Genomic DNA, 24,789 nt, shown 5'->3' with positions numbered 1-24,789 from the left:
GAGAAGAACATGATCAAGCTCGGCATCGTGATGGACCCCATCGCAAACATCAATATCAAGAAAGATTCCAGCTTCGCAATGCTGCTGGAAGCGCAGCGTCGTGGCTATGAACTCCACTACATGGAGATGAACGATCTTTACCTGATCAACGGTGAAGCCCGCGCGCGCACCCGTATCGTTAACGTCGAGCAGAACTACGACAAATGGTATGAATTCGGCACCGAGCAGGATATTGCGCTTGCCGATCTGAACGTCATCCTAATGCGTAAAGATCCGCCGTTCGACACCGAATACATCTACTGTACCTACATCCTTGAGCGTGCCGAAGAGAAAGGCACTCTGATCGTCAACAAACCGCAGAGCCTGCGCGACTGTAACGAGAAACTCTACACCGCCTGGTTCTCTGACCTGACGCCGGAAACCCTGGTGACCCGCAGCAAGGCGCAGCTGAAGGAATTCTGGCAGAAGCACGGCGATATCATCATGAAACCGCTGGATGGGATGGGTGGTGCGTCAATCTTCCGCGTGAAAGAAAGCGACCCGAATATTGGCGTGATTGCCGAAACGCTGACCGAACTCGGCACCCGTTACTGCATGGCCCAGAACTACCTTCCGGCCATTAAAGATGGGGATAAACGTGTTCTGGTCGTGGATGGCGAACCGGTTCCTTACTGCCTTGCACGTATTCCGCAGGGTGGAGAAACCCGTGGCAACCTGGCGGCAGGTGGCCGCGGCGAGCCGCGTCCGTTGACCGAAAGCGACTGGGAAATTGCCCGCCGTGTCGGCCCGACGCTTAAAGCCAAAGGTCTGATTTTTGTGGGTCTGGATATCATTGGCGACCGCCTGACCGAAGTGAACGTTACCAGCCCGACCTGCATTCGTGAAATCGAAGCGGAATTCCCGATTTCGATTACCGGAATGCTGATGGACGCGATCGAGAAACGTATCCAGAAATAACTTACTAATACTATTAGTGACAGCCCCACAGTTTGTCCGCATACTGGGTGCTGTCGCTTTTTAAACCAGGAAACAGTACCTCTGACAATGAATTTACAGCATCACTTTCTTATTGCCATGCCTGCTCTCCAGGATCCGATTTTTCGCCGCGCCGTGGTTTATATTTGCGAATACAACGAAGACGGTGCGATGGGTATCATCATCAACAAACCGCTGGAAAACCTCCAGGTTGAGGGGATTCTGGAAAAGCTGAAAATTTCGGCTGAAGCCCGCCTGCCGGAAATCCGGCTTGATAAACCGGTGATGCTGGGCGGACCGCTTGCAGAAGATCGTGGTTTTATCCTGCACACGCCGCCTGAGTTCTCTTCCAGTATTCGAATCTCTGATAATACCGTCATCACAACCTCACGCGACGTGCTAGAAACGCTGGGAACTGCAGAGCAGCCTTCTGAAGTACTGGTGGCGCTGGGCTACTCGTCATGGGAAAAAGGTCAGCTTGAGCAAGAGCTTCTCGATAACGCCTGGCTTACGGCACCTGCGGACATGAATATCCTGTTTAAAACCCCTATCGCCGATCGCTGGCGTGAGGCGGCGAAACTGATTGGCATTGATATTCTGACCATGCCTGGCGTAGCGGGGCATGCCTGATGAGTGGAACACTTCTGGCCTTCGATTTTGGTACGAAAAGCATCGGTGTCGCCGTGGGTCAGCGCATCACGGGCACTGCCCGTCCGCTAACGGCTCTGAAGGCCAACGACGGCACGCCTGACTGGAATCTGATTGAGCGTCTGCTCAAAGAGTGGCAGCCGGATGATGTTATCGTTGGACTACCGCTGAATATGGATGGTACAGAGCAGCCACTGACCGCCAGAGCGCGGAAGTTTGCCAATAAAATCCATGGCCGCTTTGGCGTCTCCGTGAAGCTTCACGACGAGCGTCTTAGCACTGTCGAAGCGCGTGCGGGTCTGTTTGAGCACGGGGGTTTCCGGGCGCTCAACAAAGGCAGCGTAGACTCTGCTTCTGCCGTCATCATTCTCGAAAGCTATTTCGAACAGGGCTACTGAGCACAGGGAGCCTGAAGTCGCCCCTGTGCCCGCCTCTCTGCCAGGCTCTGGTCAAAGTTCTGCATCCCCGTTTGTTGACCGGTTTGAATGATGCCGGGCAGTTGCCATGTTTTTCCTTCACGAATGAGATTCGCCGCGGCAGCGGTATTCACCAGTAGCTCATACAGCGCCACGCGACCGCCCTGTAGATCGGGGAGTAGCTTTTGCGCCAGCACCGCCCGCAGGCTGCCGGCCAGTTGATTACGCACCGGATCTTTTTCCTGAGCCGGGAACGTATCGACCAGCCGTTCAATCGCCTGGGATGCACCGCGCGTATGCAATGTTGCCAGCACCAGATGCCCGGTTTCAGCCGCCGTCAGCGCCAGGCGGATCGTTTCGCTGTCGCGCAGTTCCCCCAGCAGAATAATGTCAGGATCCTCGCGTAACGCGCTACGTAGCGCCTCGGCGAATGACGGACTGTGTTGGCCAATCTCTCGCTGCTGTATCAGGCAGCGTTCACTCTGGTACATAAACTCCACCGGATCTTCGAGCGTCAGGATATGGCCGTCAGTATTGCGGTTGAGAAAATCGACCATCGCCGCCAGCGTGGTGGATTTGCCGCTGCCGGTCGCCCCCGTGACCAGAATCAATCCGTTGTCGTTCGTTAGCAGTTCCGGCACAGCCCGTGGTACTCCCAGCGAAGAGAGTTGCGGACAGCTTCGCGGCAACAGCCGTAGCGTCACAGAGACCCCCTTCATCTGTTTAAAGGCACTGCCGCGTAAACGCTGGCCTCCTGCAATGGTTACGGCAAAATCCACCTGCCCGTTTGCCCACCAGGCTCCTTGCTGCTCATCGTTGAGCCATGCTTTTAGCAATGACTCGACATCAGGGGGCGGAAACGGTGCCGGTTCAAGACGGCCTAATCTGCGCCATCGGGGTGGTGAATCACTGCACAGGTGTAGATCGGAGACGTTATGCTTTACACTAAGGGCCACAATTTCTTCCACATCCATAGACTACTCCTCGGAAAATGAACGACATTGCGCATAACCTGGCACAGGTCCGGGACAAAATCTCAGCTGCAGCAACACGTTGCGGCCGTGCTTCAGAAGAAATTACGTTACTTGCAGTCAGCAAAACTAAGCCTGCGAGCGCCATCGCAGAAGCAATTGATGCTGGCCAGCGGGCGTTTGGCGAAAACTATGTGCAGGAAGGCGTGGATAAAATTCGCGACTTCCAGGAACAGGGGGTTACGGATCTGCAATGGCACTTTATTGGTCCACTGCAGTCGAACAAAAGCCGACTGGTCGCGGAACACTTCGACTGGTGTCATACCATTGACCGTCTGCGCATCGCTACCCGCCTGAACGAGCAGCGTCCGGCTGAAATGTCCGCTCTTAATGTGCTGATTCAGGTCAACATCAGTGACGAAAACAGCAAGTCCGGCATTACTCTGGACGAACTGGATGCGCTGGCGGCTGAAGTCGCCGCATTGCCGCGTTTAACCCTGCGTGGGCTGATGGCAATACCGGCGCCTGAGTCAAGTTATGAAAGGCAGTTTGCCGTGGCACAGCAAATGGCTGTAGCATTTGAGGCGCTTAAATCGCGCTATCAAACGGTAGACACGCTTTCTCTGGGCATGTCGGATGATATGGAAGCCGCCATCGCGGCAGGCAGCACTATGGTGCGCATCGGTACGGCAATTTTCGGTGCGCGCGACTACTCAAAATAATAAGGAAACCTGAGGAACGCCATGAAGACGTTGACTTTCCTGCTCTCAACGGTCATTGAGCTGTATACGATGGCGCTTTTGCTGCGCGTCTGGATGCAGTGGGCCCGTGTTGATTTTTACAACCCATTCTCGCAGTTTGTCGTGAAAATCACGCAGCCTGTTGTCGGACCGCTGCGTCGTATTATCCCGGCAATGGGTCCCATCGACAGCGCTTCTGTGCTGGTGGCGTTTATTCTGAGCATTATCAAAGCGATTGTGCTGTTTATGGTCATCACCTTCCAGCCGATTATCTGGATTGCAGCGGTATTGATTCTGATTAAAACCGTCGGTCTGCTGATCTTCTGGGTGCTGCTGGTCATGGCAATCATGAGCTGGGTGAGCCAGGGTCGTAGCCCGGTGGAGTACGCGCTGATGCAACTGGCCGAACCTCTGCTGCGCCCGATCCGTAACCTGCTTCCGTCTATGGGCGGCATCGATTTTTCCCCAATGATCCTGGTTCTGCTGCTCTACGTGATCAACATGGGCATCGCAGAGCTGTTACAGTCCACGGGCGATATGCTGCTGCCGGGGCTGTGGATGGCGCTATGAGCGCAGTAAGCACCTGCGCTGACGGGCTGGTTTTGCGGCTGTATATTCAGCCGAAAGCCAGCCGCGACAGTATTGTTGGACTGCATGGCGACGAGTTAAAAGTCGCCATCACTGCCCCACCCGTTGACGGCCAGGCGAACGCGCATTTGACCAAATATCTGGCAAAACAGTTTCGCGTGGCTAAAAGCCAGGTCATCATCGAAAAAGGCGAACTTGGGCGGCATAAACAGGTAAAAATCCTCAACCCGCAATCTATCCCGACGGAAGTCGCGGCTCTGACAGAACAGGACTAAACCATGCAGAAAGTTGTTCTCGCGACCGGTAATGCCGGTAAAGTACGCGAGCTGGCCTCGCTATTAAATGATTTTGGGCTGGATGTGGTTGCCCAGACCGAACTCGGTGTTGATTCCGCCGAAGAGACAGGCCTGACGTTTATCGAAAACGCGATCCTGAAAGCGCGCCATGCCTCGCAGATAACGGGCCTGCCCGCAATTGCCGATGATTCCGGTCTTGCCGTGGATTTTCTCGGTGGCGCGCCGGGGATCTACTCCGCGCGCTATTCTGGCGTAGATGCAACCGACCAGCAGAATCTGGAAAAGCTGCTTGTTGCACTGAAAGATGTGCCTGCCGAACAGCGTACCGCGCAGTTCCACTGTGTGCTGGTGTATATGCGTCATGCGGAAGACCCAACCCCCATCGTCTGCCACGGTAGCTGGCCGGGTGTGATTACCCGTGAAGCAGCAGGCAATGGCGGCTTTGGTTATGACCCGATTTTCTTTGTCCCGTCTGAGGGTAAAACCGCGGCGGAACTGACCCGTGAAGAGAAAAGCGCGATATCCCACCGTGGACGCGCACTGAAACTGTTACTGGAAGCGTTACGTAATGGCTAATTTGCCACCTCTGAGTCTTTATATTCACATCCCGTGGTGCGTGCAGAAATGTCCGTACTGCGATTTCAACTCGCACGCGCTGAAAGGTGAAGTGCCACACGATGACTACGTTGCACATCTGCTGGCCGACCTGGATACCGATGTACCTTACGCACAGGGACGTGAAGTTAAGACCATTTTTATTGGTGGCGGTACACCGAGCCTGCTGTCAGGTCCGGCGATGCAAACGCTGCTGGACGGCGTGCGTGCTCGCCTGAACCTGGCAGCTGATGCTGAAATCACGATGGAAGCCAACCCCGGCACTGTTGAGGCTGACCGTTTTGTCGATTATCAACGTGCGGGCGTTAACCGTATCTCCATCGGCGTGCAGAGCTTTAGCGAACCGAAGTTAAAACGTCTGGGGCGCATTCACGGCCCGGAAGAGGCGAAGCGTGCGGCAAAGCTGGCGACAGGCCTGGGCCTGCGCAGCTTTAACCTTGATTTGATGCACGGCCTGCCGGACCAGTCGCTGGACGAGGCGCTGGACGATTTACGCCAGGCGATTGAGCTGAACCCACCGCACCTGTCGTGGTACCAGCTCACCATTGAGCCGAACACGCTGTTTGGTTCCCGCCCGCCGGTACTGCCGGATGACGACGCGCTGTGGGATATCTTCGAGCAGGGCCATCAGCTTCTGACCGCTGCGGGCTACCAGCAGTATGAAACGTCCGCGTACGCGAAGCCGGGCTACCAGTGTCAGCACAACCTGAACTACTGGCGTTTCGGTGATTACCTGGGGATTGGCTGCGGCGCTCACGGTAAAGTGACGTTCCCGGACGGGCGTATTCTGCGCACGGCCAAGACTCGCCACCCGCGTGGGTATATGGAAGGCCGCTACCTGGAGCGTCAGCATGACGTCGAGGCGGCGGATAAGCCGTTTGAGTTCTTTATGAACCGCTTCCGTCTGCTGGAAGCCGCGCCACGTAAAGAGTTCGAACTCTACACCGGCCTGCCGGAAGCGGTGATTCGTCCGCAGATTGACGAAGCGCTGGCGCAGGGGTATCTGACCGAGTGTGATGAATACTGGCAAATCACCGAGCACGGCAAACTGTTCTTAAACTCTCTTCTTGAGCTGTTCCTCGCTGAAGATCCCTGAAGGCTGATTCAGGATTTTGCATCCCGTTCTGCCAGCTGAGGGAAAGGCTGGCATGTCATTCGATTCTGGAACAACGAACTCTGGAATGACGAAGAGGCGGTGTTAGAAAAGATCCCTGGAACACTGCAAATGCTGCAACCCTCACCCCGGGCTGTACACCCTGAAAGGGAGAGGGTGAGGGGAAATTACTTCAACGTCCCCACCAGCGCCTTTCTGCTGTCTTCCAGCGACACCACGCGTTTACACACGTCTTTGCCGAACTGCTGGAAATCATCTTCCTGGTTCTTCCACTCGTTCTGAATTGAGGTCTGCAGGCCGCCCAGACTGCCCAGCACGCCCTGAAGCGGGTTACCGCCGCCCTTCAGCACCGCTTTAGCACCCATCTCGTTGATACTGTCCTGCAGAATGCCGCCCATCGCCTGGTTCACCAGTTGCTGCCCGTCAGCACGGACCTGATCAATCGCTTTGTAGTGGAACGTCAGGCCATCGGTGCGATGCTCAATAATACGGTTCATCTGCTCTTTCAGCTGTTTATCGAGCTTTGTCAGGCGGGAGCGCATATTACTGCTCTCACCCACTTCTTTGGTAATGATCTTGTCCAGCGCAACGCGACTTTTCTCAACGCGCGTCAGAGCGCCCTGGTCAATCCACGGCAGCGCGGTACGCAAATCGGACTGGTAGTCTTTCGCCTGCTCACGCTGCGCGGCAGTCAGGTTGTACACCTTGCCATTAAACGTCACGTTACCATCCGGCGTAATCACCAGATCGCCATTTTCGCCTTTGACCTGCACGGTTTGCGGGCTTAACACCACGTCATCACGCGGGGTGACGCTACATTTGTAATCCGCATGGGCGGTGAATCCGGTTGCCATCAAAGCAACAGCCAGCAACGTTTTGCGCATCTTAAACACTCCCTCAGACAAAATGGGCCAGCTAATGCTGGCCCTTGACTTCTTTATTAGTCCCACCAAACGTCGAAAAGTTCGCTGACGCGGACATCTTCCAGTTTGTGGTCCTCAAGCCATTTGCGTACCAGAGCCTGATGTTCTTCGGTGCATTTACCCACTTCCTGGGTGCAGATCAGACCTTCCCATGCCAGGTAGCCGCTACCGTCGAAGGCCAGTTTGTTAGGTTCGATCACGTCATTGATGAACGCATCTACGTCCTGATCGATCTGTTCTACACTGGTGCCTTCCGGGAAACGCCACGCAACGGAGAAACCCACTTCCTGGAATTCTTCGATGTGCATTTTTTTACGCAGACGACGGCTACGATTCTTTGCCATTATTTCACCCTCTCGAACATTAAGTCCCATACACCGTGGCCAAGACGATGGCCACGCTGTTCAAATTTCGTTACCGGACGCGAATCCGGACGCGGTACATAGTCATTGCTTTCAGACTGGTTTTTATACCCGTCCAGCGAAGACATTACTTCCAGCATATGTTCCGCATAAGGTTCCCAGTCGGTCGCCATGTGGAAAACACCGCCCAGTTTTAACTTACTTTTCAGCAGCTCCGCAAACGGAGCCTGAACGATACGGCGTTTATTATGACGTGCTTTGTGCCATGGGTCAGGGAAAAAGAGCTGAACCATGTTCAAAGAATTGTCAGGAATCATTTTGTGCAGCACTTCCACCGCGTCGTGACACATCACGCGCAGGTTCTCAACGCCCTCTTCATGAGCCGTTGCCAGGCATGCACCTACGCCAGGCGAGTGTACTTCAATGCCGAGGAAGTTCTGCTCAGGGCGGGCTTTGGCCATGGCCACCAGCGAGGTCCCCATACCAAAACCAATCTCAAGCGTCACAGGCGCTTCGCGGCCAAACAGCTCGGCAAAATCGACAGGCTGTTCTGTGAACTCAACGCCCATCACCGGCCAGTAGTTGTCCAGCGCATGTTGCTGCCCTTTAGTCAGGCGACCCTGACGGCGGACAAAGCTGCGAATACGGCGCAGCGGGCGACCGTTTTCATCAAATTCCGGTGAAATGACGTCGTTTTTCATAAAAGAGTTGTCTGCTTGTGAGAATGTTCGGGAAACGGGCATTATCCAAAGTTAAGGCTTCTATGCAAGCATGGGAAAGATCCGGTTTACAGCAGATTGACGCTGTGCTGCAATCTGCGTCCCTGATTATGCGAATCGATGACCATGCAAGCCTCTCAATTTTCAGCCCAGGTGCTGGACTGGTACGACAAATACGGGCGTAAAACCCTGCCCTGGCAAATTGAAAAAACGCCTTACAAAGTATGGCTCTCCGAGGTGATGTTGCAACAAACGCAGGTCGCCACGGTGATTCCTTATTTTGAGCGTTTTATGGCGCGTTTCCCGACGGTGACCGATCTGGCCAATGCGCCGCTGGACGAAGTGCTACACCTGTGGACGGGGCTTGGCTATTACGCCCGCGCACGCAACCTTCACAAGGCCGCACAGCAGGTCGCGACGCGCCACAACGGACAATTTCCGGAAACTTTCGACGAGGTGGCAGATTTGCCTGGCGTCGGACGATCAACCGCAGGTGCCATTCTCTCGTTGTCACTCGGCAAACATTTCCCGATCCTCGACGGTAACGTAAAACGCGTACTGGCACGCTGCTATGCCGTCGATGGCTGGCCAGGGAAGAAGGACGTTGAAAAACGGCTCTGGGAGATCAGTGAAGACGTGACCCCAGCCAAAGGCGTTGAGCGTTTTAACCAGGCGATGATGGATCTCGGCGCAATGGTCTGCACGCGCTCGAAACCGAAATGCGAACTCTGCCCGGTCAATAATCACTGCGTGGCGTATGCCAACCATTCATGGGCGCAGTATCCGGGCAAGAAACCTAAGCAGACGCTGCCGGAGCGCACGGGCTATATGTTGTTGATGCAACACGGCGACGAAGTCTTCCTCGCCCAGCGTCCACCGAGCGGTTTGTGGGGTGGTCTGTACTGTTTCCCACAGTTTGAAGATGAAGATTTGCTGCGCGAATGGCTTAAAAAGCGCGGGATTGCTGCCGATAATCTGACGCAACTGACCGCGTTTCGCCACACCTTTAGCCATTTCCATCTGGATATTGTTCCGATGTGGCTTCCCGTGTCCTCATTCACCTCATGCATGGATGAAGGCACTGCTCTCTGGTATAACTTAGCGCAACCGCCATCAGTCGGGCTGGCGGCTCCCGTGGAGCGCCTGTTACAGCAATTACGTGCCGGTGCAATGGTTTAGCATCGGCTAAAAAAGAGGAATGAGTATGGCCAGAACGATTTTTTGTACTTTCCTGCAGCGTGACGCTGAAGGCCTGGACTTCCAGCTTTATCCGGGCGATCTGGGTAAGCGCATTTATAACGAAATATCCAAAGAAGCCTGGGGACAGTGGCAGAAAAAACAGACCATGCTGATCAACGAGAAAAAACTCAGCATGATGAACCCGGAACACCGCAAGCTGCTGGAACAGGAGATGGTGAGCTTCCTGTTTGAAGGCAAAGACGTACACATCGAAGGCTATACGCCGCCGGAAAAATAACAGCGCGCGGGGATACCCCCGCCGTTAAAGCAAACACAACACGCACTCCCGGAATGATGAAAAAACTTTTAGCGCTAGCCCTTGTTGCGCCGTTGCTTGTCTCGTGTTCGTCAAAAAAAGGCGAAGATTACAACGAAGCCTGGATCAAGGACACCAACGGTTTTGACATTTTGATGGGGCAGTTTGCCCACAACATCGAGAACATATGGGGATTTAACGAAGTTCTTATTGCCGGACCTAAGGACTACGTTAAGTACACCGACGCTTATCTGACCCGTAGCCACATCAACTTTGATGAAGGTACGATCACGATAGAGACCATCGCAGGTACGGATCCGGCGGCACGGTTACGGCAGGCAATTATCAAAACCCTGCTGATGGGTGACGATCCAGGCTCTATCGATCTCTACTCCGATGCCGACGATATTACGATCTCGAAAGAGCCGTTCCTGTACGGTCAGGTGGTCGATCAGACCGGACAGCCAATCCGCTGGGAAGGTCGCGCCACAAAATTTGCTGACTATTTGCTGCAGACCCGTCTGAAAAGCCGCTCAAACGGCCTGAAGATTATCTACAGCGTCACCATCAACCTCGTCCCGAACCACCTCGACAAGCGTGCGCATAAGTACCTGGGAATGGTGCGTCAGGCCTCACGTAAATATGGTGTGGATGAGTCGCTGATCCTGGCGATCATGCAAACGGAATCTTCTTTTAACCCATACGCGGTAAGTCGTTCCGATGCTCTGGGGCTGATGCAGGTTGTGCAACACAGCGCCGGTAAAGATGTCTTCCGTGCTCAGGGGAAATCCGGCACACCAAGCCGCGGTTATCTGTTCGACCCACAGAGCAACATTGATACCGGCACAGCTTACCTGGCCATGCTCAACAATGTGTACCTGGGCGGAATTGATAACCCGACGTCACGTCGTTATGCGGTGATTACTGCGTATAACGGCGGTGCGGGCAGCGTGTTGCGCGTGTTCTCGAATGACAAAGTGCAGGCCGCGAACATCATCAACAGCATGGCGCCGGGGGATGTCTACTCAACCCTCACCACTCGCCACCCGTCTGCGGAATCCCGCCGCTATCTGTATAAGGTGAATACGGCACAGAAAAACTACCGCCGCCGTTGATCAACACACCTTCTCCTAAACGGAGAAGGTGTTCTGTTTCCCCCGCCCATACGAAAATGTTATTTGCATCACAATCCAAACTGCAAATTAATGTGGATTGCATTTTTTTGCGGGAGGTAACAAAACATATCGTTGCCAACTGATAGAATTGCATCAAATAACAACCCTGAATGTTCCCATAACAACATATCTCCCGCTCACTTGTGAGGAAAGTAACATGAACCTTAAGCTGCAGCTTAAAATATTGTCGTTTCTGCAGTTCTGCCTGTGGGGTAGCTGGCTGACTACGCTCGGCTCCTATATGTTTGTGACGCTCAAGTTCGATGGCGCGTCAATCGGTGCCGTATACAGCTCGCTCGGTATTGCGGCTGTTTTCATGCCAACGCTGCTGGGTATCGTGGCGGATAAGTGGTTAAGTGCGAAATGGCTGTACATGCTTTGCCATCTGGTAGGCGCGGGGACGCTGTTTATGGCAGCCCAGGTAACCACGCCGGGGGCGATGTTCATGGTGATCCTGCTTAACTCGCTGGCCTACATGCCAACGCTTGGGCTGATCAACACCATCTCCTACTACCGGCTGAAATCCAATGATATGGATATCGTGACCGATTTCCCGCCAATCCGTATCTGGGGCACCATCGGCTTTATCATGGCGATGTGGGGCGTGAGCTTCGCAGGCTTCGAACTGAGCCATATGCAGCTCTATATCGGTGCAGCGCTCTCCGTGGTGCTGGCGATCTTCACCCTGACGCTGCCGCATATTCCGGTCTCAAACCAGCAGAAAAACCAGAGCTGGAGTACCATGCTCGGCCTGGACGCGTTCGCGCTGTTCAAAAACAAACGCATGGCGATCTTCTTTATCTTCTCCATGCTGCTGGGAGCTGAGCTGCAGATCACCAACATGTTTGGCAACACCTTCCTGCACAGCTTCGATAACAACCCGCTGTTCTCTGGCAGCTTTATCGTTGAACATGCGTCAGTGATGATGTCCATCTCTCAGATCTCTGAGACGCTGTTCATCCTGACCATCCCGTTCTTCCTGAGCCGCTACGGCATCAAGAACGTGATGCTTATCAGTATCGCGGCGTGGATGTTGCGCTTCGGTCTGTTCGCCTATGGCGACCCAAGCCCGTTCGGTACCGTGCTGCTGGTTCTGTCGATGATTGTTTACGGCTGTGCCTTCGACTTCTTCAACATCTCCGGTTCGGTGTTTGTGGAAAAAGAAGTGAAGCCTGAAATCCGCGCCAGTGCGCAGGGCATGTTCCTGATGATGACCAACGGCTTCGGCTGTATTCTGGGCGGTGTGGTGAGCGGTAAAGTGGTTGAGATGTATACCACTAACGGCATCACCAACTGGCAGCCAGTGTGGCTCATCTTCGCAGCATATTCGCTGGTGCTGTTCTTCGCGTTCATCGCTCTGTTCAAGTACAAGCACGTCCGCGAAGCGCACGGTACACAGCCGATAGCGCATTAATCGTTATCCCCTCTCCTTTCAGGAGAGGGGTAATTTCGACAACACCCATCCCACCGATAATAAATCCGCGCTGCCGCCCGGACTCAGATTGCGTTCAATCAATGCCTTATCCATTCGAAGCAACGCCTCGCGATCCCAGCCGTTCACCAGTAATTCGCGCGCATAGCCCTGCACATAGCGCAGCCCCTCAATGCCGCCACGCGACACCAGATTGCTGTCCTGATTGACTGCCATCAGGCGTAACAGAAGGCCGTGAAGTGAATGTCCGTTCCATTGCGCCAGCGCTTTACGCACCGTAGCAAAGCCGCTTTCTGCCTCACCGCGCGCGCCGGTTAAGCCATACTGCTTAAACTGACGCTCTCCCGCCGTCGCCTGTCCGCTGCGGGCGAGCAGCTCCCGCGACACCATCCCACTGCAGATGTTACTGACCTCACAGCAGAGGCTTTCTGGGGAGACATTTTTCACACGTCCGGCGGCATAGCACAGTAAACCCAGGGCAAAAATCCCGCCTTTGTGCGTGTTCACCCCGTTCGTCGCGGCGTACATCGCCTGCTCGCAGGCCATTCCCATCGGGCGAATAATCCGTAACTGTTCATCTGCGGGCCTATCTGCATGCGCGTTACCGAGTTCTGCAAAGCGCGAAAACCACGGCGTAATCGCCGTAATACTGCGGACAAACAGCGCGTGGTTCATATCGCGATGGGAACCGTTATTGAGTTTGTCCACCAGCCCCGGCTTGGGCGTCAGTTCCAGCTCCTGCCACAACGCGGCTTCGGCAAGCGCAGGCACGTCAGCCTGGCGCGGTTTAGTCGCGAGCAAACCAGTCATCGATCATCTTCTCCACGCGAGAAACCACCTGTTCAACGGGATGGTTACGCGAACGGGAACAGGCGTGGGCCGGTTCATCGCAAATCAGACAGCGCCTGAGATTGGTTCCCAGCGACTGGCGCCCAACATGGCCGTGCTGAGGGCAGATCACGTCCAGATCCCACAGCCTGCCAAGCGGGTGCGTTTGCTCCAGCTCCGCACAGTGCGCTTTGATTTCCACCGCCGGATGGGCCACACACCAAAGCGCTTCGGGCCCGGTTGGCAACCACAGCACCTGGCGGTCGAGCACCTGCCAGCGGTTTTCCCACAGCAGTTGATCGCACATCTGTAATGCCACGCCCATGGTATTGCGATAGCGCAGGCTGTCTTTGATTTCTCCTGGCGTAACCAACGTGAGGGAAATCACCGGTTGTTGATAGTGCGTAAGCCAGTCAGCCTGACGCGCTGCGCGGCACTCTTTCGCCGCCAGCAGTTCGTCCAGGCTGACACCCGCCCGCACGGGTGTCGCTAAAGTCATAACTACTCCTTCACCTGTCGAACGGTGTCGATCACGCTGCCATCACGGTAGCGGATCACCCCGACGATCTTGTCGGTAAATTCAATCGGTTTGGGCACGCCCGTCAGGGAAATCGCCCGTTCGTAAAGCGCGTTGATATCCACAACCTTCAGCCCGGCGTCCAGCAGCCGCTTGCGGATCTCCGGGCGCGCCGGGTTGACCGCAATGCCGTGATCGGTAACCAGCACGTCGATGCTTTCGCCCGGCGTGAGGCGCGTGGTGACTCGCTTCACGACCGTCGGAATGCGGCTGCGCAGCAGTGGCGCGACCACAATGGTCAGGTTCGCTGCGGCGGCCACGTCGCAGTGCCCGCCGGAGGCGCCGCGCATCACGCCGTCGGAACCGGTGATAACGTTGACGTTGAAATCAACGTCGATCTCCAGCGCACTGAGGATCACCACGTCGAGCTGGTCGCAGCTTGCCGCCTTACTGCCCGGGTTGGCATAAACGTTGGTGGAGATTTCCACGTGGTTCGGGTTGCGCGCCAGCGATGCTGCTGCCTGGCCGTCAAAGCACTGGGTGTCCAGCAGCTTTTCGATCAGCCCTTTTTCGTGCAGATCCACCAGGCTGCCGGTGATGCCGCCGAGCGCAAAACGTGCCTTCACGCCGCTGCGCTCCATCTTCTCTTCCATAAAGCGCGTGCAGGCGGTGGCCGCCGCGCCGGAGCCGGTCTGCATCGAGAAGCCTGGTTTGAAGTAGCCGGAGTGTTCAATCACATCGGCCGCATAACGGGCAATCATCAGCTCGCGCGGATTGCTGGTGACGCGCGCCGCGCCGACGCTAATTTTCGCCGGATCGCCCACGCTCTCGACCTGCACAATGTAGTCCACCTGGTCCTGCACCAGACTGGCGGGCATATTGGGGAACGGCACTAGCTCTTCGGTCAGCAGTACTACCTTGCTGGCAAAGTGCGCGTCCACCATGGCGTAGCCCAGCGAGCCGCAGCTCGATTTGCCGTGCGTGCCGTTGGCATTGCCGAACTCATCGCTGCATGGCACGCCAAGGAACGCCACGTCGATGTTCAGTTCGCCGTCCTGCAACAGCTTCACGCGCCCACCGTGGGAGTGAATTTGCACCGGCTCGTCCATCAGGCCGTGAGAGATGGCATCTGCCAGCCTGCCGCGCATCCCGGAGGTGTAAATCCGGGTGATCACGCCGCGTTCAATATGTTCAATCAACGCATCGTTGCAGGTCATCAGTGAGCTGGAGGCCAGGGTCAGGTTTTTGAAACCCATCTTCGCCAACAGTGCCACGACGTTATTGATCACTCGGTCGCCTTCGCGAAACGCATGGTGAAACGAAATGGTCATCCCGTCCTGCAAGCCGCTACGTAACACGGCCTCTTCAACAGAAGCACACAGTTTACGGGTATGTTTTTCTTCTGGATTGTTCAGCCACGGCGTCGCGCTGTGGGCGGTATCAAAGGGTTTTAAGTCCCGCAGATGGGGAAAATTCACATGGAGCAGTTCTGTCTGATTCATTATCTCATCCTTAACGACGCACGCCGGAAGCCGCCGCGCGCTCCAGCACCACCTGCGCGTGGTTAATAATCGGTGCATCCACCATTTTGCCGTTGAGCGACACCACGCCCAGCCCGTTGCGCTCGCCCTCTTCTGCCGCTTCAATTACCCGCTTCGCGTGATCCACCTCTTCCTGCGTCGGGGCATAAGCGTTATGCAGCAGGTCGATCTGGCGCGGGTTAATCAGCGATTTGCCGTTAAAGCCCATCTTGCGGATCAGATCGACCTCGCGCAGGAACCCGGCCTCGTCGTTAACGTCTGACCACACCACGTCGAAGGCGTCGATGCCTGCCGCACGAGCGGCGTGCAGCACGGCACAGCGGGCGTAGAACAGCTCGGTGCCGTCACCGCGCTCGGTCTGCATATCCATCACGTAGTCAAAGGCGGCCAGCGCGATACCGATCAAGCGCGGAGAGCTGCGGGCAATTGCCACGGCGTTAATCACACCAATGGCTGACTCTATGGCCGCCATCACACGGGTAGAACCGACCTCGCGCCCGCATTCTTGCTCAATGCGTTCCAGGTGGCCTTCCAGTTCGTAGATGTCATCCGGGGTATCGGTTTTCGGCAGACGGATCACGTCCACGCCAGCCCGCACGGCGGCTTCCAGATCCAGCAAGCCAAACGGCGTGCTCAGCGGGTTAATGCGCACCACGGTTTCGATATCCTGGTACATCGGGTGCTGCAACGCATGGAACACCAGCATACGGGCGGTGTCTTTCTCGCGCAGAGCGACGGCGTCTTCAAGGTCAAACATGATGGAGTCAGGACGGTAGATAAACGCGGTTGAGAGCATGGCGGCGTTAGCACCAGGCAGGAACAGCATGCTGCGACGGAGTTTGCTCATTTCAGCGTCCCCCAGTTGATAGCTTGTTCATCCGCAGCACGCAGGAGTGCGCTCTGCAGGCGGGCGCGGATCACACAGTCCAGCGCCCCTTTATCTTCAATAATGATTAATCCCTGGTGCACGTCCATAGCGCGCAATGTGTCGTTGACCACCTGGCGGATCTGCTCGCCAAACTGCTTAATCACTTCACTGTGGATGACAACCTCAAGCTCGCCGTGAGCGGGAGCGATTTTCACCATCAGGTCGCTGGACTCCTGCGTTCCGGCCAGCGCCTCCCTAACAATTTTCATGATAAATTCCTGGTAATTAAGCGACTTCCGCACTCGCACGGTAATGCGTTTCGAGATGTGCGAAGGTGGATTCCGGAACAATCTCCCGGATCCGGGAAAACTGCTGTGTCTTGAGTAAGCGGCGTACTTCTGACGCCGAAATAGCGTTACCGGTGGCCTTGATGCGCGGTATCTCCACCACCTCGATATGCGTGGCCAGCAGGTCGTGCAGCGTCTGGTTGTACTGACGGGTGATGTCGCAAAATGGCTCCGAGCCGATGAAGCGATGGGTAATCCCCAGTGCCGGAGCGATGAAGTCACGGAAGATCAGCACGTCGATTTCGCTCCACGCCTGCTGCACTTTGCCGGTCTCCTTCAGGAAGTAGGCCGGGAAGGTGGCACGGGAGATGATGTACTGCGAGCCTTCATGCACCAATACGTTCGTCAGATGCGCGACACCCGCCCGCACCATCTCGATGCGTGCGCTGAAGGGGAAGAACGAGGCGTCTTCGCGCACCACGAACAGATGCAGGGCGTCGCACTGCTGCGCCGCCTGCTCCACCAGATGACGATGGCCGAGGGTGAACGGATTGGCGTTCATTACGATCGCGCCAATGTTCTCCCCGCACTTGCGCTTCGCGCGCAGAGATCGGCAGTAGCGTTCGATCCCCTGCGGGGTGTTCTCCATCAGTACGGCGTTGTTGCCGCTCTGGGCAATCGGCCAGAAGCCGCTGCGGGCAAAGCGCTCCCTGTTGCACGGGCGGGTGCAGAGGAAGAGGTGAAAATGGCCGCGCTCCAGCGCCGCATTTTGCACCTCTGCCAGCAGGCGCGCGCTGAGGTTCTCGCCACGAAGCTGCTCGTTTACGGCCACACACTTGATGACGTTAGCAGCGAGCCCGGCGCAACCCACCAACTGCGAGCCGGACCAGGCTTCGACAAACAGCTCAATGTCGTTGTCCAGGCCAAGGCCGCTGTCTGCCAGCAGGTAACGGATCTGGCTTAAGCGTTCCGGGTGTTTCGCCACGAGGGTGTGGCGAAAATCAATGGGTTGCGATTGCATACTGCCGCCTTACTTAGTGTGCTACCGCAAGCCCGGTGGCTGGCGCTTCCATGATCACATTGCTCAGATGACCGATATGCTCGATCTCTACCTCAATGCGATCGCCCTCTTTCATAAACAGCGGCGGGTTACGCTTTTTACCCACCCCGCCCGGGGATCCGGTGATGATCACGTCGCCTGGGCTGAGGCGGGTAAAGGTGCTGATGTACTCGATCAGCTCCGCCACCTTGTGGATCATGCTGCTGGTATTGTCCTCCTGCACCATACGGCCGTTCAGCCAGGTGCGGATCGCCAGCTGATGCGGGTCCGGGATCTCATCGGCCGTCGCCATCCATGGGCCAAACGCTCCGGTCTGACGCCAGTTTTTCCCGGCGGTGAACCAGGTGTGCTGCCAGTCGCGGGCGGAACCGTCCATGTAGCAGCTGTAACCTGCAACGTGGCGTAGCGCGTCGTCACGGCTGATGTTCTCCCCGCCTTTGCCGATGATCACCGCCAGCTCGCCTTCATAGTCAAATTCGCTGGAATGGCGCGGTTTCAGTACCGGCTCGTTGTGGCCGGTCTGGGAATCCGGGAAGCGTACAAACAGCGTCGGGGCCGGGTTATGCTGGTCAAACTCCTTGCGCTTATCGGCGTAGTTCATGCCCACGCAGAGGATTTTTTCCGGTTGCTCAATCACCGGTAAGAAGGTGATGGCATTCAGAGGTACATCCACGGCATCGTTCAGATAACGGGTGACCTGCGCCAGCCCGTTGCCCTGCAACAGCGCTTTAAGGTCGCTGTAGCGGTCGCCCAGACGGCGACCTAAATCAATTACACCTTCGGCCTGCACGATGCCGTAGCTGCGTTTTCCCTGGAATAAAAAGCTTGCGAGTTTCATTGTTCTTTCCTGAAAACTTAAACGAGGAAGTTGCCCAGAATCAGCAGTGAGATAGAGACGTTAATCGCGCCGCCGATACGGGTTGCAATCTGGGCGAATGGCATCAGGCTCATACGGTTGCCTGCGGTCAGGATCGCCACGTCGCCGGTACCGCCCTGGCCGCTCTGGCAGCAGGAGACGATGGCGACATCAATCGGATGCATACCAATCTTTTTACCGACGAAGAAACCGGTCGCCACCAGTGCAGAAACAGTGCTGACGATGACTAACAGGTTGCTCACGGTGAACGCGGCCACCAGCTCATGCCACGGGGTGATCGCCACGCCAACGGCGAAGAGAATCGGGTAAGTCACTGAGGTCTGGAAGAATTTGTAGACCACCTGAGAACCTTCCAGCAGACGCGGGGAAGCACCGTTGCACAGCTTCACCAGTACCGCCATAAACAGCATGCCAACCGGTGCGGGCAGACCAATCAGTTTGTGACCGAGCATCCCCAGCATGTAGAGCAGTACCGCCAGCAGCGCGCCAGAAGCAATCGTGGTGACATCCGCTTTACCGGAGAAGGCAGGTTGAGAGACGGAGGTATCCGCATTGGCGCGGTTTGGCATCAGTTGGCCTTCACCGGTCAGGTGTGGGTAGCGTTTACCCAGTTGGTTAAGGCAGCCGGAGATAATGATCGCCGTCAGACCACCGAGCATCACCATCGGCAAAACGCGACCGAGCGCCACGCCCTGGTCCATATGCAACAGGGTGGCATAACCGATAGAGAGCGGGATCGCCCCTTCCCCAACGCCGCCCGCCATAATCGGTAGAATGATAAAGAAGAAGATCTGGAATGGCTCAAGACCCAGCGCCAGACCGACCCCCATCCCCACCAGCATGCCGACGATTTCGCCGCACAGCATCGGGAAGAAGATGCGCAGGAAGCCCTGAATCAGTACCGTGCGGTTCATACTCATGATGCTGCCGACAATGATGCAGCAGATGTAGAGATAGAGAATGTTGGTGGATTTGTAGAACTTGGTCGTGGACTCGACCACCACATCCGGCAGCAGGCCGTAATAGACCAGCGCGGAAGGGATAAAGGTGGCGCAAATCGCCGCCGCGCCCAGCTTGCCGACAATCGGCAGGCGTTTGCCAAACTCGCCGCAGGCAAAGCCAAAGAAAGCCAGCGTCGCCACCATCACCACGATATCACTCGGCAGTTTCCCGCCCAGACAATCAATCGCAATCAGTGCGCCCGCCAGAACGAACAGTGGCAGAGGAATAATCCCGATTTTCCAGGTATCCATAATATGCCACCAGCGCTCTTTGAGCGAAGGTCGCTGAATTTCAATCGGGTCGTGGGTAACAGAGAAAGAATCGTCAGTTGTGCTCATAATAAGCCCCTTGGTTATTTTGTGCATTCAGCTTAGAGTCACAAAGGCTTACTTTATGTGAGGAATGGCATATTAAAAGCGAAGTTTTAATGGCAGCTATGGTTTTAATGGTTTCTTTTATTTAATGTGATTAACACCTTATTTATTGTCGTGGTTTTTATGGTTTCTTTTCCTAACTGAACAAACAAATAACATTTATTTGCGCGCTCTGAAGCGCATAAGTCTTCCGGATAAATCTTTTACAGCCCCTGCTGTGCAAGGGATCACAAGTTTTCGGCAAAGCGGTCATCCACTCGAGAAAAGATGATATATTGGCTTTCTTTGTTGCTACCTCGCGTGATAGTTATGAAAGTATCTTTCCAGATCAAGCTGTTTATTTCGCTGGTTGCCTTTTTCTCAGTACTTTTTGCGTTACTGGGCGGATATTATTATGTCGACGTCGGTAAACAGCTTTATCAGGAAATGAGTGCGCGAGCCAAAATACAGGCAGAAGAAATTGCGATTATTCCTACATTACGTGATGAAGTTGAACAAAAAGATATCAAAAGCATTCACGACTTTATGCAGAAAATAGCTTCACACAGTGATGCCAGCTTTATTGTGATTGGAGATAATAAGGGACAGCACCTTTTTCATTCCGTTTTTGCTGACAGAGTTGGTACTACGCTGGTTGGCGGAGACAACGAAGCCGTTTTGCAGGGAAAAAGTACCACTACCATCCGTAAAGGAGGGTTGGGCATTTCGTTACGCAGTAAAGCCCCCATTTTCAACGATGCCGGACAGGTGGTGGGCATTGTTTCGGTAGGCTATCTCACCAGCTACCTTGATACCGTTACCGTCAGTAAAGTCGTCAATATCCTGATTGCCGCCGTGCTGTTGCTGATAGCCCTCTTCATCTTCTCCTGGTTCTTTACCCGCAGCATTAAGAAGCAGATTTTCTCCCTCGAACCGCGAGAGATCGGCCTGCTGGTGCGCCAGCAAAAGGCGATGATGGAGTCTATTTATGAAGGGGTGATTGCCATTGACGATCGGCGGCGCATTGAAGTGATCAACCAAGCAGCGCGCAAGCTGCTGGGTCTGAGCCAGCCGGCCCGCGAGCTGCGCGGACAGCTGATAAGCCAGGTGATCGATCCGGTCCCGTTCTTCGACACGCAGACGATGCTGGCGAAAGATACCCACGACGAGATTTGCCGTTTTAACGATCTCACGGTGATTGCCAGCCGGGTCCACATCATGCTTGAGGGGTCGCTGCAGGGTTGGGTGATCACCTTCCGCGATCGCAATGAAATAGACTCGCTTAGCGCCCAGCTCAGCCAGGTAAAACGCTATGTAGATAACCTGCGCATCATGCGCCACGAGCAGTTAAACCGGATGACGACCTTGTCCGGCCTGCTGCATATGGGACGCTATGAAGAGGCGATTGGCTACATTCAGGCGCAGTCTGAACACGCCCAGGAGTTGCTGGACTTTATCTCCTCTCGCTTCAGCTCTCCTACTCTGTGCGGCCTGCTGCTGGGGAAAGCCGCCCGCGCGCGGGAGAAAGGTGTTGAACTGAGTTTCGACCCGGCCTGTCGACTGGACAGACCGTTCCTGCCCCTTGGGGAACAAGAGCTGATTTCAATTATTGGTAACCTGCTGGATAACGCCATTGAAGCGACGCAGCGGTCGCCACTGCCCCACGCGCCGGTGGAGGTACTGATTAAGCTCAGCGAACAGGAGCTGATTATTGAAGTGGCGGACCAGGGTGTGGGCATTCAACCGGAGATCCGTGACAGGATATTTGAACGCGGTATCACCACCAAAACGCGCGGCGATCATGGGATTGGCCTGTATCTGATCGAAAGCTATGTTACGCAGGCTGGCGGCGCGATAGAAGTTGCCGATAATACCCCGCGTGGCGCCATTTTCTCCTTGTTTATCCCGGCCACGGGAACCGCCCGGCAACTGGAAAACACCGACTATGCGACATGAACTTATCGACGTACTGATTGTGGAAGACGAGAACGAGCTGGCGCAGCTGCACGCGGAGCTGATAGGCAAGCATCCGCGTCTGAGGCTGGTGGGCATTGCCTCGTCGCTGGCTGCAGCCCAGGCGGAGCTTGAAAGCAAACAGCCGCAGCTCGTGCTGCTGGATAACTATCTGCCTGATGGCAAAGGTATCTCGCTGATCAATAACCCTATGCTCGCCCGTGCCAACTGCTCGGTGATTTTCATCACCGCCGCCAGCGATATGGACACCTGCAGCCAGGCTATTCGTAATGGCGCGTTCGACTACATCCTCAAACCCGTCTCCTGGAAGCGGCTCAGCCAGTCGCTGGAGCGGTTTGTCCAATTCGCCGAGCAACAGCGCGTCTGGAAGATTGTCGACCAGCAAAACGTCGATTCGCTGTATCAGCTACAGGCGAAAAACTACCGCCAGGACAACGGTAGCAAAGGCATTGAGGAAAATACGCTGGCGCGGGTGCAGGCGCTGTTTAACGAGCAGGCCACACACTGTTTTTCAGTCGATGAGGTGGTACAGGAAACCGGGTTAAGTAAAACTACTACCCGGCGCTATCTGGAGCACTGTGTGGAAGCGGGGTTTCTGACGGTGGAGATGCTGTACGGCAAGATTGGGCATCCGAGGAGGATGTACAGGCGTAGTGCCGTTTGATGAAATGTTCCCTCTCCCACAGGGAGAGGGTTAGGGTGAGGGCAACAGCCTGCACTATCTCAACACATACCCATACAGCCGCTTGATCCCATCGGCATCCTTCTCGCTGTACACACCCTGAAGTTCCGGCGAGAAGCCCGGCAGCAGGTTGATACCCTCCTCCAGCGCCAGGAAGTAACGCTGTACCGCCCCGCCCCAGATTTCACCCGGTACCACGCACAGTACGCCTGGCGGGTATGGCAGCGCCCCCTCGGCAGCAATGCGTCCTTCCGCATCTCGTATGCGCACCAGCTCTACGTTACCGCGAATATACGCCTGGTTGGCATCCTGCGGATTCATCACCACCTCCGGCAGGCTCTCCTTGCGGAACATCGCCTTCTGCAAATCCTTCACGTCGAAGCTGACGTAGAGATCGTGCATCTCCTGACACAGCTGGCGGAGGGTATAATCCCGATAGCGCACCGGGTATTTCTGGAAGATTGTCGGCAGCACGTCAGCCAGCGGCGTATCGTCTTCGATATGCTGTTCAAACTGCCCCAGCATCGCCACCAGCTGCGCCAGCTTCTCGCTGCTTTCGGCGGGCGTCAGCAGGAACAGGATCGAGTTGAGATCGCATTTCTCCGGCACGATGCCGTTTTCACGCAGGTAGTGTGCCAGAATCGTCGCCGGGATCCCGAAATCCGTGTACTCCCCCGTTTCGGCATCAATGCCCGGCGTGGTCAGCAGCAGCTTGCACGGGTCGACAAAGTACTGCTCGCTGGCATACCCCTCAAACCCGTGCCATTTGGCACCCGGCTCAAAGCTGAAGAAGCGCAGCTCACTGGCAATGGCATGCGTCGGATGATCCTGCCACGGCCGCCCCGCCACCACTGGTGGGATAAACGGTTTGATCATATGACAGTTGGCAATGATTGCCTTGCGCGCTTCAATACCCAGCTCGACGCACTCCGCCCACAGCCTGCGTCCGCTTTCCCCTTCGTGGATCTTGGCATTCACATCCAGCGCTGCGAACAGCGGATAAAATGGACTGGTGGAGGCATGCAGCATAAACGCATTGTTCAGCCGCTTGTGCGGACAGAAACGAGCCTGACCGCGGATATGGTTATCCTTTTTATGGATCTGAGAGGTTTGCGAGAACCCGGCCTGCTGTTTATGCACCGACTGGGTCACGAAAATGCCCGGATCGTTCTCGTTCAGCTCCAGTAACAGCGGGGATGTTTCCGCCATCATCGGAATAAATTGCTCATAGCCCACCCAGGCTGAGTCAAAAAGGATGTAGTCACACAGATGACCGATCTTGTCGATCACCTGGCGGGCGTTGTAGATCGTCCCATCGTAGGTGCCAAGCTGAATGATCGCCAGGCGGAACGGACGCACCTCGTCGGCTTTCTCCGGAGCCGCCTCGCGGATCAGGTCCCGCAAATAAGCGTCATTAAAGCAGTGCTCGTCAATCCCGCCAATAAAACCAAACGGGTTACGTGCAGCCTCCAGATAAACCGGCGTGGCCCCCGCCTGGATCAGCGCCCCGTGGTGGTTAGATTTATGGTTGTTGCGATCAAAAAGCACCAGGTCGCCGCGGGTCAACAGCGCGTTGGTCACGACCTTGTTGGCCGCCGACGTACCGTTCAGCACAAAGTAGGTTTTATCCGCGTTGAACACTTTTGCCGCGAACTTTTGCGCGTGCTTAGCGGACCCTTCGTGGATCAAAAGATCGCCCAGTTTCACATCAGCATTGCACATATCGGCGCGGAACACGTTCTCCCCGAAGAAATCATAGAACTGCCGCCCTGCTGGGTGTTTTTTGAAAAATGCACCGTGCTGGTGTCCCGGGCAGGCAAAGGTGCTGTTGCCCATTTCCACATACTGGCTCAGGGTGTCGAAAAAGGGTGGCAACAGATTCTCTTCATAACGGCTGGCAGCAGTTTCCAGTTCCAGAAACTCCTGAGCTTTTCCCGAGATAACCGCGGTGGCGCCGTCAGGTACATCCGTTGGCTCCTGAGAGAAAATAAACACCGGTAGCTGAAAGCCCGTGCGTTTCAGCAGTGCAAGAATGCCGCTGCGACTTTCAGCTGTTGTGATGACGACTGCCGCCACATCGGTGAAATCAGTATTGTCCAGCGTCACCTTTTCACGGTGCGTAGACACAGAAGAGAGCAGCTCGCGGCTGACGGCGATTTTCATGGTTTTCATAAGCGCAGTTACCCTCACCGAGTGGTGAGACAGGGAGGAGAAAATTCGCGCAATAATGTCACCTTTTATTTTCAGGTGCAAGAAAGAATCATTATGCATTAAACCACCCAAAGCCAAGCGTAATGCAGCACTAACATGTCATAATCATGCAATACCAAT

Annotated in this window: 27 protein-coding genes and 1 pseudogene; 15 read left to right on the top strand and 13 right to left on the bottom strand. The window is 55.4% G+C overall.

From position 1 onward, the window contains the following. Window positions 1–9: 9 nt before the first annotated feature. The 3 genes from gshB to ruvX all read left to right on the top strand — a co-directional run bounded on the left by gshB (window position 10) and on the right by ruvX (window position 2,021). The gene (gene gshB, locus AC0XWG_RS11130; protein ID WP_028018380.1) at window positions 10–957 is read left to right on the top strand and encodes a glutathione synthase; all 948 of its coding nucleotides are present in this window, start codon (window positions 10–12) and stop codon (window positions 955–957) included. 87 nt (window positions 958–1,044) lie between these two features. Then, window positions 1,045–1,605, top strand: coding sequence for a YqgE/AlgH family protein (locus AC0XWG_RS11125; protein ID WP_028018381.1), 561 nt, complete (start codon window positions 1,045–1,047; stop codon window positions 1,603–1,605). Further along, window positions 1,605–2,021 carry a Holliday junction resolvase RuvX gene (gene ruvX / locus AC0XWG_RS11120; RefSeq protein WP_006811925.1) on the top strand — a complete coding sequence of 139 codons (417 nt, stop codon included), beginning with the start codon at window positions 1,605–1,607 and terminating at the stop codon, window positions 2,019–2,021. The genes AC0XWG_RS11125 and ruvX overlap by 1 nt, the downstream gene beginning before the upstream one ends. Here the strand turns inward: ruvX and AC0XWG_RS11115 are convergent. Further along, complete coding sequence (locus AC0XWG_RS11115; RefSeq protein ID WP_128347280.1) at window positions 2,015–3,013, bottom strand: type IV pilus twitching motility protein PilT; 999 nt, start codon at window positions 3,011–3,013, stop codon at window positions 2,015–2,017. The two genes, ruvX and AC0XWG_RS11115, sit on opposite strands and share 7 nt — an antisense overlap. A 17-nt stretch (window positions 3,014–3,030) precedes the next feature. On the opposite strand from AC0XWG_RS11115, the gene AC0XWG_RS11110 reads away from it, so the two are divergent. The 6 genes and pseudogenes from AC0XWG_RS11110 to AC0XWG_RS11085 form a co-directional block, all read left to right on the top strand. After that, window positions 3,031–3,732, top strand: coding sequence for a YggS family pyridoxal phosphate-dependent enzyme (locus AC0XWG_RS11110; RefSeq protein WP_128347279.1), 702 nt, complete (start codon window positions 3,031–3,033; stop codon window positions 3,730–3,732). 21 nt (window positions 3,733–3,753) lie between these two features. Continuing rightward, window positions 3,754–4,320 (top strand): YggT family protein, encoded by a 567-nt coding sequence (locus AC0XWG_RS11105; protein ID WP_028018384.1) that lies wholly within the window; start codon window positions 3,754–3,756, stop codon window positions 4,318–4,320. Beyond that, on the top strand, window positions 4,317–4,613 hold the full coding sequence (yggU, locus tag AC0XWG_RS11100) for a DUF167 family protein YggU (protein ID WP_014885193.1): 297 nt from the start codon (window positions 4,317–4,319) through the stop codon (window positions 4,611–4,613). The genes AC0XWG_RS11105 and yggU overlap by 4 nt, the downstream gene beginning before the upstream one ends. 3 nt (window positions 4,614–4,616) lie before the next feature. Next, the gene (locus AC0XWG_RS11095; RefSeq protein WP_028018386.1) at window positions 4,617–5,210 is read left to right on the top strand and encodes an XTP/dITP diphosphatase; all 594 of its coding nucleotides are present in this window, start codon (window positions 4,617–4,619) and stop codon (window positions 5,208–5,210) included. Continuing rightward, window positions 5,203–6,345, top strand: coding sequence for a radical SAM family heme chaperone HemW (hemW, locus tag AC0XWG_RS11090; RefSeq protein ID WP_128347278.1), 1,143 nt, complete (start codon window positions 5,203–5,205; stop codon window positions 6,343–6,345). The genes AC0XWG_RS11095 and hemW overlap by 8 nt, the downstream gene beginning before the upstream one ends. A gap of 42 nt (window positions 6,346–6,387) precedes the next feature. Then, a pseudogene (locus AC0XWG_RS11085) lies at window positions 6,388–6,495 on the top strand (DUF559 domain-containing protein); the annotation flags it as partial. Window positions 6,496–6,530: 35 nt separating this feature from the next. Here AC0XWG_RS11085 and AC0XWG_RS11080 read toward each other — a convergent pair. The 3 genes from AC0XWG_RS11080 to trmB are packed head-to-tail and all read right to left on the bottom strand — an operon-like array spanning window position 6,531 to window position 8,349. Continuing rightward, on the bottom strand, window positions 6,531–7,247 hold the full coding sequence (locus tag AC0XWG_RS11080) for a YggN family protein (protein WP_028018389.1): 717 nt from the start codon (window positions 7,245–7,247) through the stop codon (window positions 6,531–6,533). A gap of 56 nt (window positions 7,248–7,303) precedes the next feature. Next, window positions 7,304–7,630, bottom strand: a complete 327-nt coding sequence (locus AC0XWG_RS11075) for a YggL family protein (RefSeq protein WP_014885198.1) — start codon at window positions 7,628–7,630, stop codon at window positions 7,304–7,306. After that, on the bottom strand, window positions 7,630–8,349 hold the full coding sequence (gene trmB / locus AC0XWG_RS11070; RefSeq protein ID WP_049004955.1) for a tRNA (guanosine(46)-N7)-methyltransferase TrmB: 720 nt from the start codon (window positions 8,347–8,349) through the stop codon (window positions 7,630–7,632). Before trmB ends, AC0XWG_RS11075 begins: the two co-directional genes overlap by 1 nt. A gap of 144 nt (window positions 8,350–8,493) precedes the next feature. Between trmB and mutY the strand changes: the two genes are divergently transcribed. The 4 genes from mutY to AC0XWG_RS11050 all read left to right on the top strand — a co-directional run bounded on the left by mutY (window position 8,494) and on the right by AC0XWG_RS11050 (window position 12,451). Continuing rightward, entirely contained in the window at window positions 8,494–9,546 is a 1,053-nt protein-coding gene (mutY, locus tag AC0XWG_RS11065; RefSeq protein ID WP_475680582.1) for an A/G-specific adenine glycosylase, read from the top strand. Between the two features lie 25 nt (window positions 9,547–9,571). Further along, on the top strand, window positions 9,572–9,844 hold the full coding sequence (locus tag AC0XWG_RS11060) for an oxidative damage protection protein (RefSeq protein ID WP_166712323.1): 273 nt from the start codon (window positions 9,572–9,574) through the stop codon (window positions 9,842–9,844). Window positions 9,845–9,900: 56 nt separating this feature from the next. After that, window positions 9,901–10,977 carry a membrane-bound lytic murein transglycosylase MltC gene (gene mltC, locus AC0XWG_RS11055; protein WP_028018392.1) on the top strand — a complete coding sequence of 359 codons (1,077 nt, stop codon included), beginning with the start codon at window positions 9,901–9,903 and terminating at the stop codon, window positions 10,975–10,977. Between the two features lie 217 nt (window positions 10,978–11,194). Continuing rightward, the gene (locus AC0XWG_RS11050; protein ID WP_028018393.1) at window positions 11,195–12,451 is read left to right on the top strand and encodes a nucleoside permease; all 1,257 of its coding nucleotides are present in this window, start codon (window positions 11,195–11,197) and stop codon (window positions 12,449–12,451) included. 18 nt (window positions 12,452–12,469) lie between these two features. On the opposite strand, the gene citG is transcribed toward AC0XWG_RS11050, so the two are convergent. Genes citG through AC0XWG_RS11010 form a run of 8 tightly spaced genes read right to left on the bottom strand, consistent with a single transcriptional unit; the run spans window position 12,470 to window position 19,787 of the window. Beyond that, on the bottom strand, window positions 12,470–13,279 hold the full coding sequence (citG, locus tag AC0XWG_RS11045; protein ID WP_475680581.1) for a triphosphoribosyl-dephospho-CoA synthase CitG: 810 nt from the start codon (window positions 13,277–13,279) through the stop codon (window positions 12,470–12,472). Next, window positions 13,257–13,796 (bottom strand): citrate lyase holo-[acyl-carrier protein] synthase, encoded by a 540-nt coding sequence (gene citX / locus AC0XWG_RS11040; protein WP_128347273.1) that lies wholly within the window; start codon window positions 13,794–13,796, stop codon window positions 13,257–13,259. Before citX ends, citG begins: the two co-directional genes overlap by 23 nt. Before the next feature lie 2 nt (window positions 13,797–13,798). Next, entirely contained in the window at window positions 13,799–15,316 is a 1,518-nt protein-coding gene (gene citF / locus AC0XWG_RS11035; RefSeq protein WP_475680580.1) for a citrate lyase subunit alpha, read from the bottom strand. 10 nt (window positions 15,317–15,326) lie between these two features. Continuing rightward, entirely contained in the window at window positions 15,327–16,202 is an 876-nt protein-coding gene (gene citE, locus AC0XWG_RS11030; protein ID WP_023306921.1) for a citrate (pro-3S)-lyase subunit beta, read from the bottom strand. Further along, the gene (gene citD / locus AC0XWG_RS11025; protein WP_475680579.1) at window positions 16,199–16,492 is read right to left on the bottom strand and encodes a citrate lyase acyl carrier protein; all 294 of its coding nucleotides are present in this window, start codon (window positions 16,490–16,492) and stop codon (window positions 16,199–16,201) included. Before citD ends, citE begins: the two co-directional genes overlap by 4 nt. 16 nt (window positions 16,493–16,508) lie before the next feature. Next, a complete protein-coding gene (gene citC, locus AC0XWG_RS11020) occupies window positions 16,509–17,531 on the bottom strand; it encodes a [citrate (pro-3S)-lyase] ligase (RefSeq protein WP_475680578.1) in 1,023 nt (340 codons plus the stop codon). Between the two features lie 13 nt (window positions 17,532–17,544). After that, entirely contained in the window at window positions 17,545–18,408 is an 864-nt protein-coding gene (locus AC0XWG_RS11015; protein WP_475680577.1) for a fumarylacetoacetate hydrolase family protein, read from the bottom strand. Between the two features lie 17 nt (window positions 18,409–18,425). Beyond that, window positions 18,426–19,787, bottom strand: coding sequence for a 2-hydroxycarboxylate transporter family protein (locus tag AC0XWG_RS11010; RefSeq protein ID WP_049004963.1), 1,362 nt, complete (start codon window positions 19,785–19,787; stop codon window positions 18,426–18,428). 345 nt (window positions 19,788–20,132) lie between these two features. Here AC0XWG_RS11010 and AC0XWG_RS11005 point away from each other — a divergent pair, with 345 nt between their 5' ends. Beyond that, a complete protein-coding gene (locus tag AC0XWG_RS11005) occupies window positions 20,133–21,758 on the top strand; it encodes an ATP-binding protein (RefSeq protein WP_475680576.1) in 1,626 nt (541 codons plus the stop codon). Next, complete coding sequence (locus tag AC0XWG_RS11000; RefSeq protein ID WP_128347268.1) at window positions 21,748–22,440, top strand: response regulator; 693 nt, start codon at window positions 21,748–21,750, stop codon at window positions 22,438–22,440. The genes AC0XWG_RS11005 and AC0XWG_RS11000 overlap by 11 nt, the downstream gene beginning before the upstream one ends. Before the next feature lie 54 nt (window positions 22,441–22,494). Here the strand turns inward: AC0XWG_RS11000 and AC0XWG_RS10995 are convergent, their stop codons facing one another. Then, window positions 22,495–24,630: an ornithine decarboxylase gene (locus AC0XWG_RS10995; protein ID WP_128347267.1), complete on the bottom strand. Its 2,136-nt coding sequence runs from the start codon at window positions 24,628–24,630 to the stop codon at window positions 22,495–22,497. Window positions 24,631–24,789: the final 159 nt, after the last annotated feature.

It is taken from the genome of Enterobacter sp. DVT3837, assembly GCF_056238685.1.
Note: the sequence above shows the minus strand (reverse complement) of the source record. Positions and strands in the feature narration are given on the sequence as shown.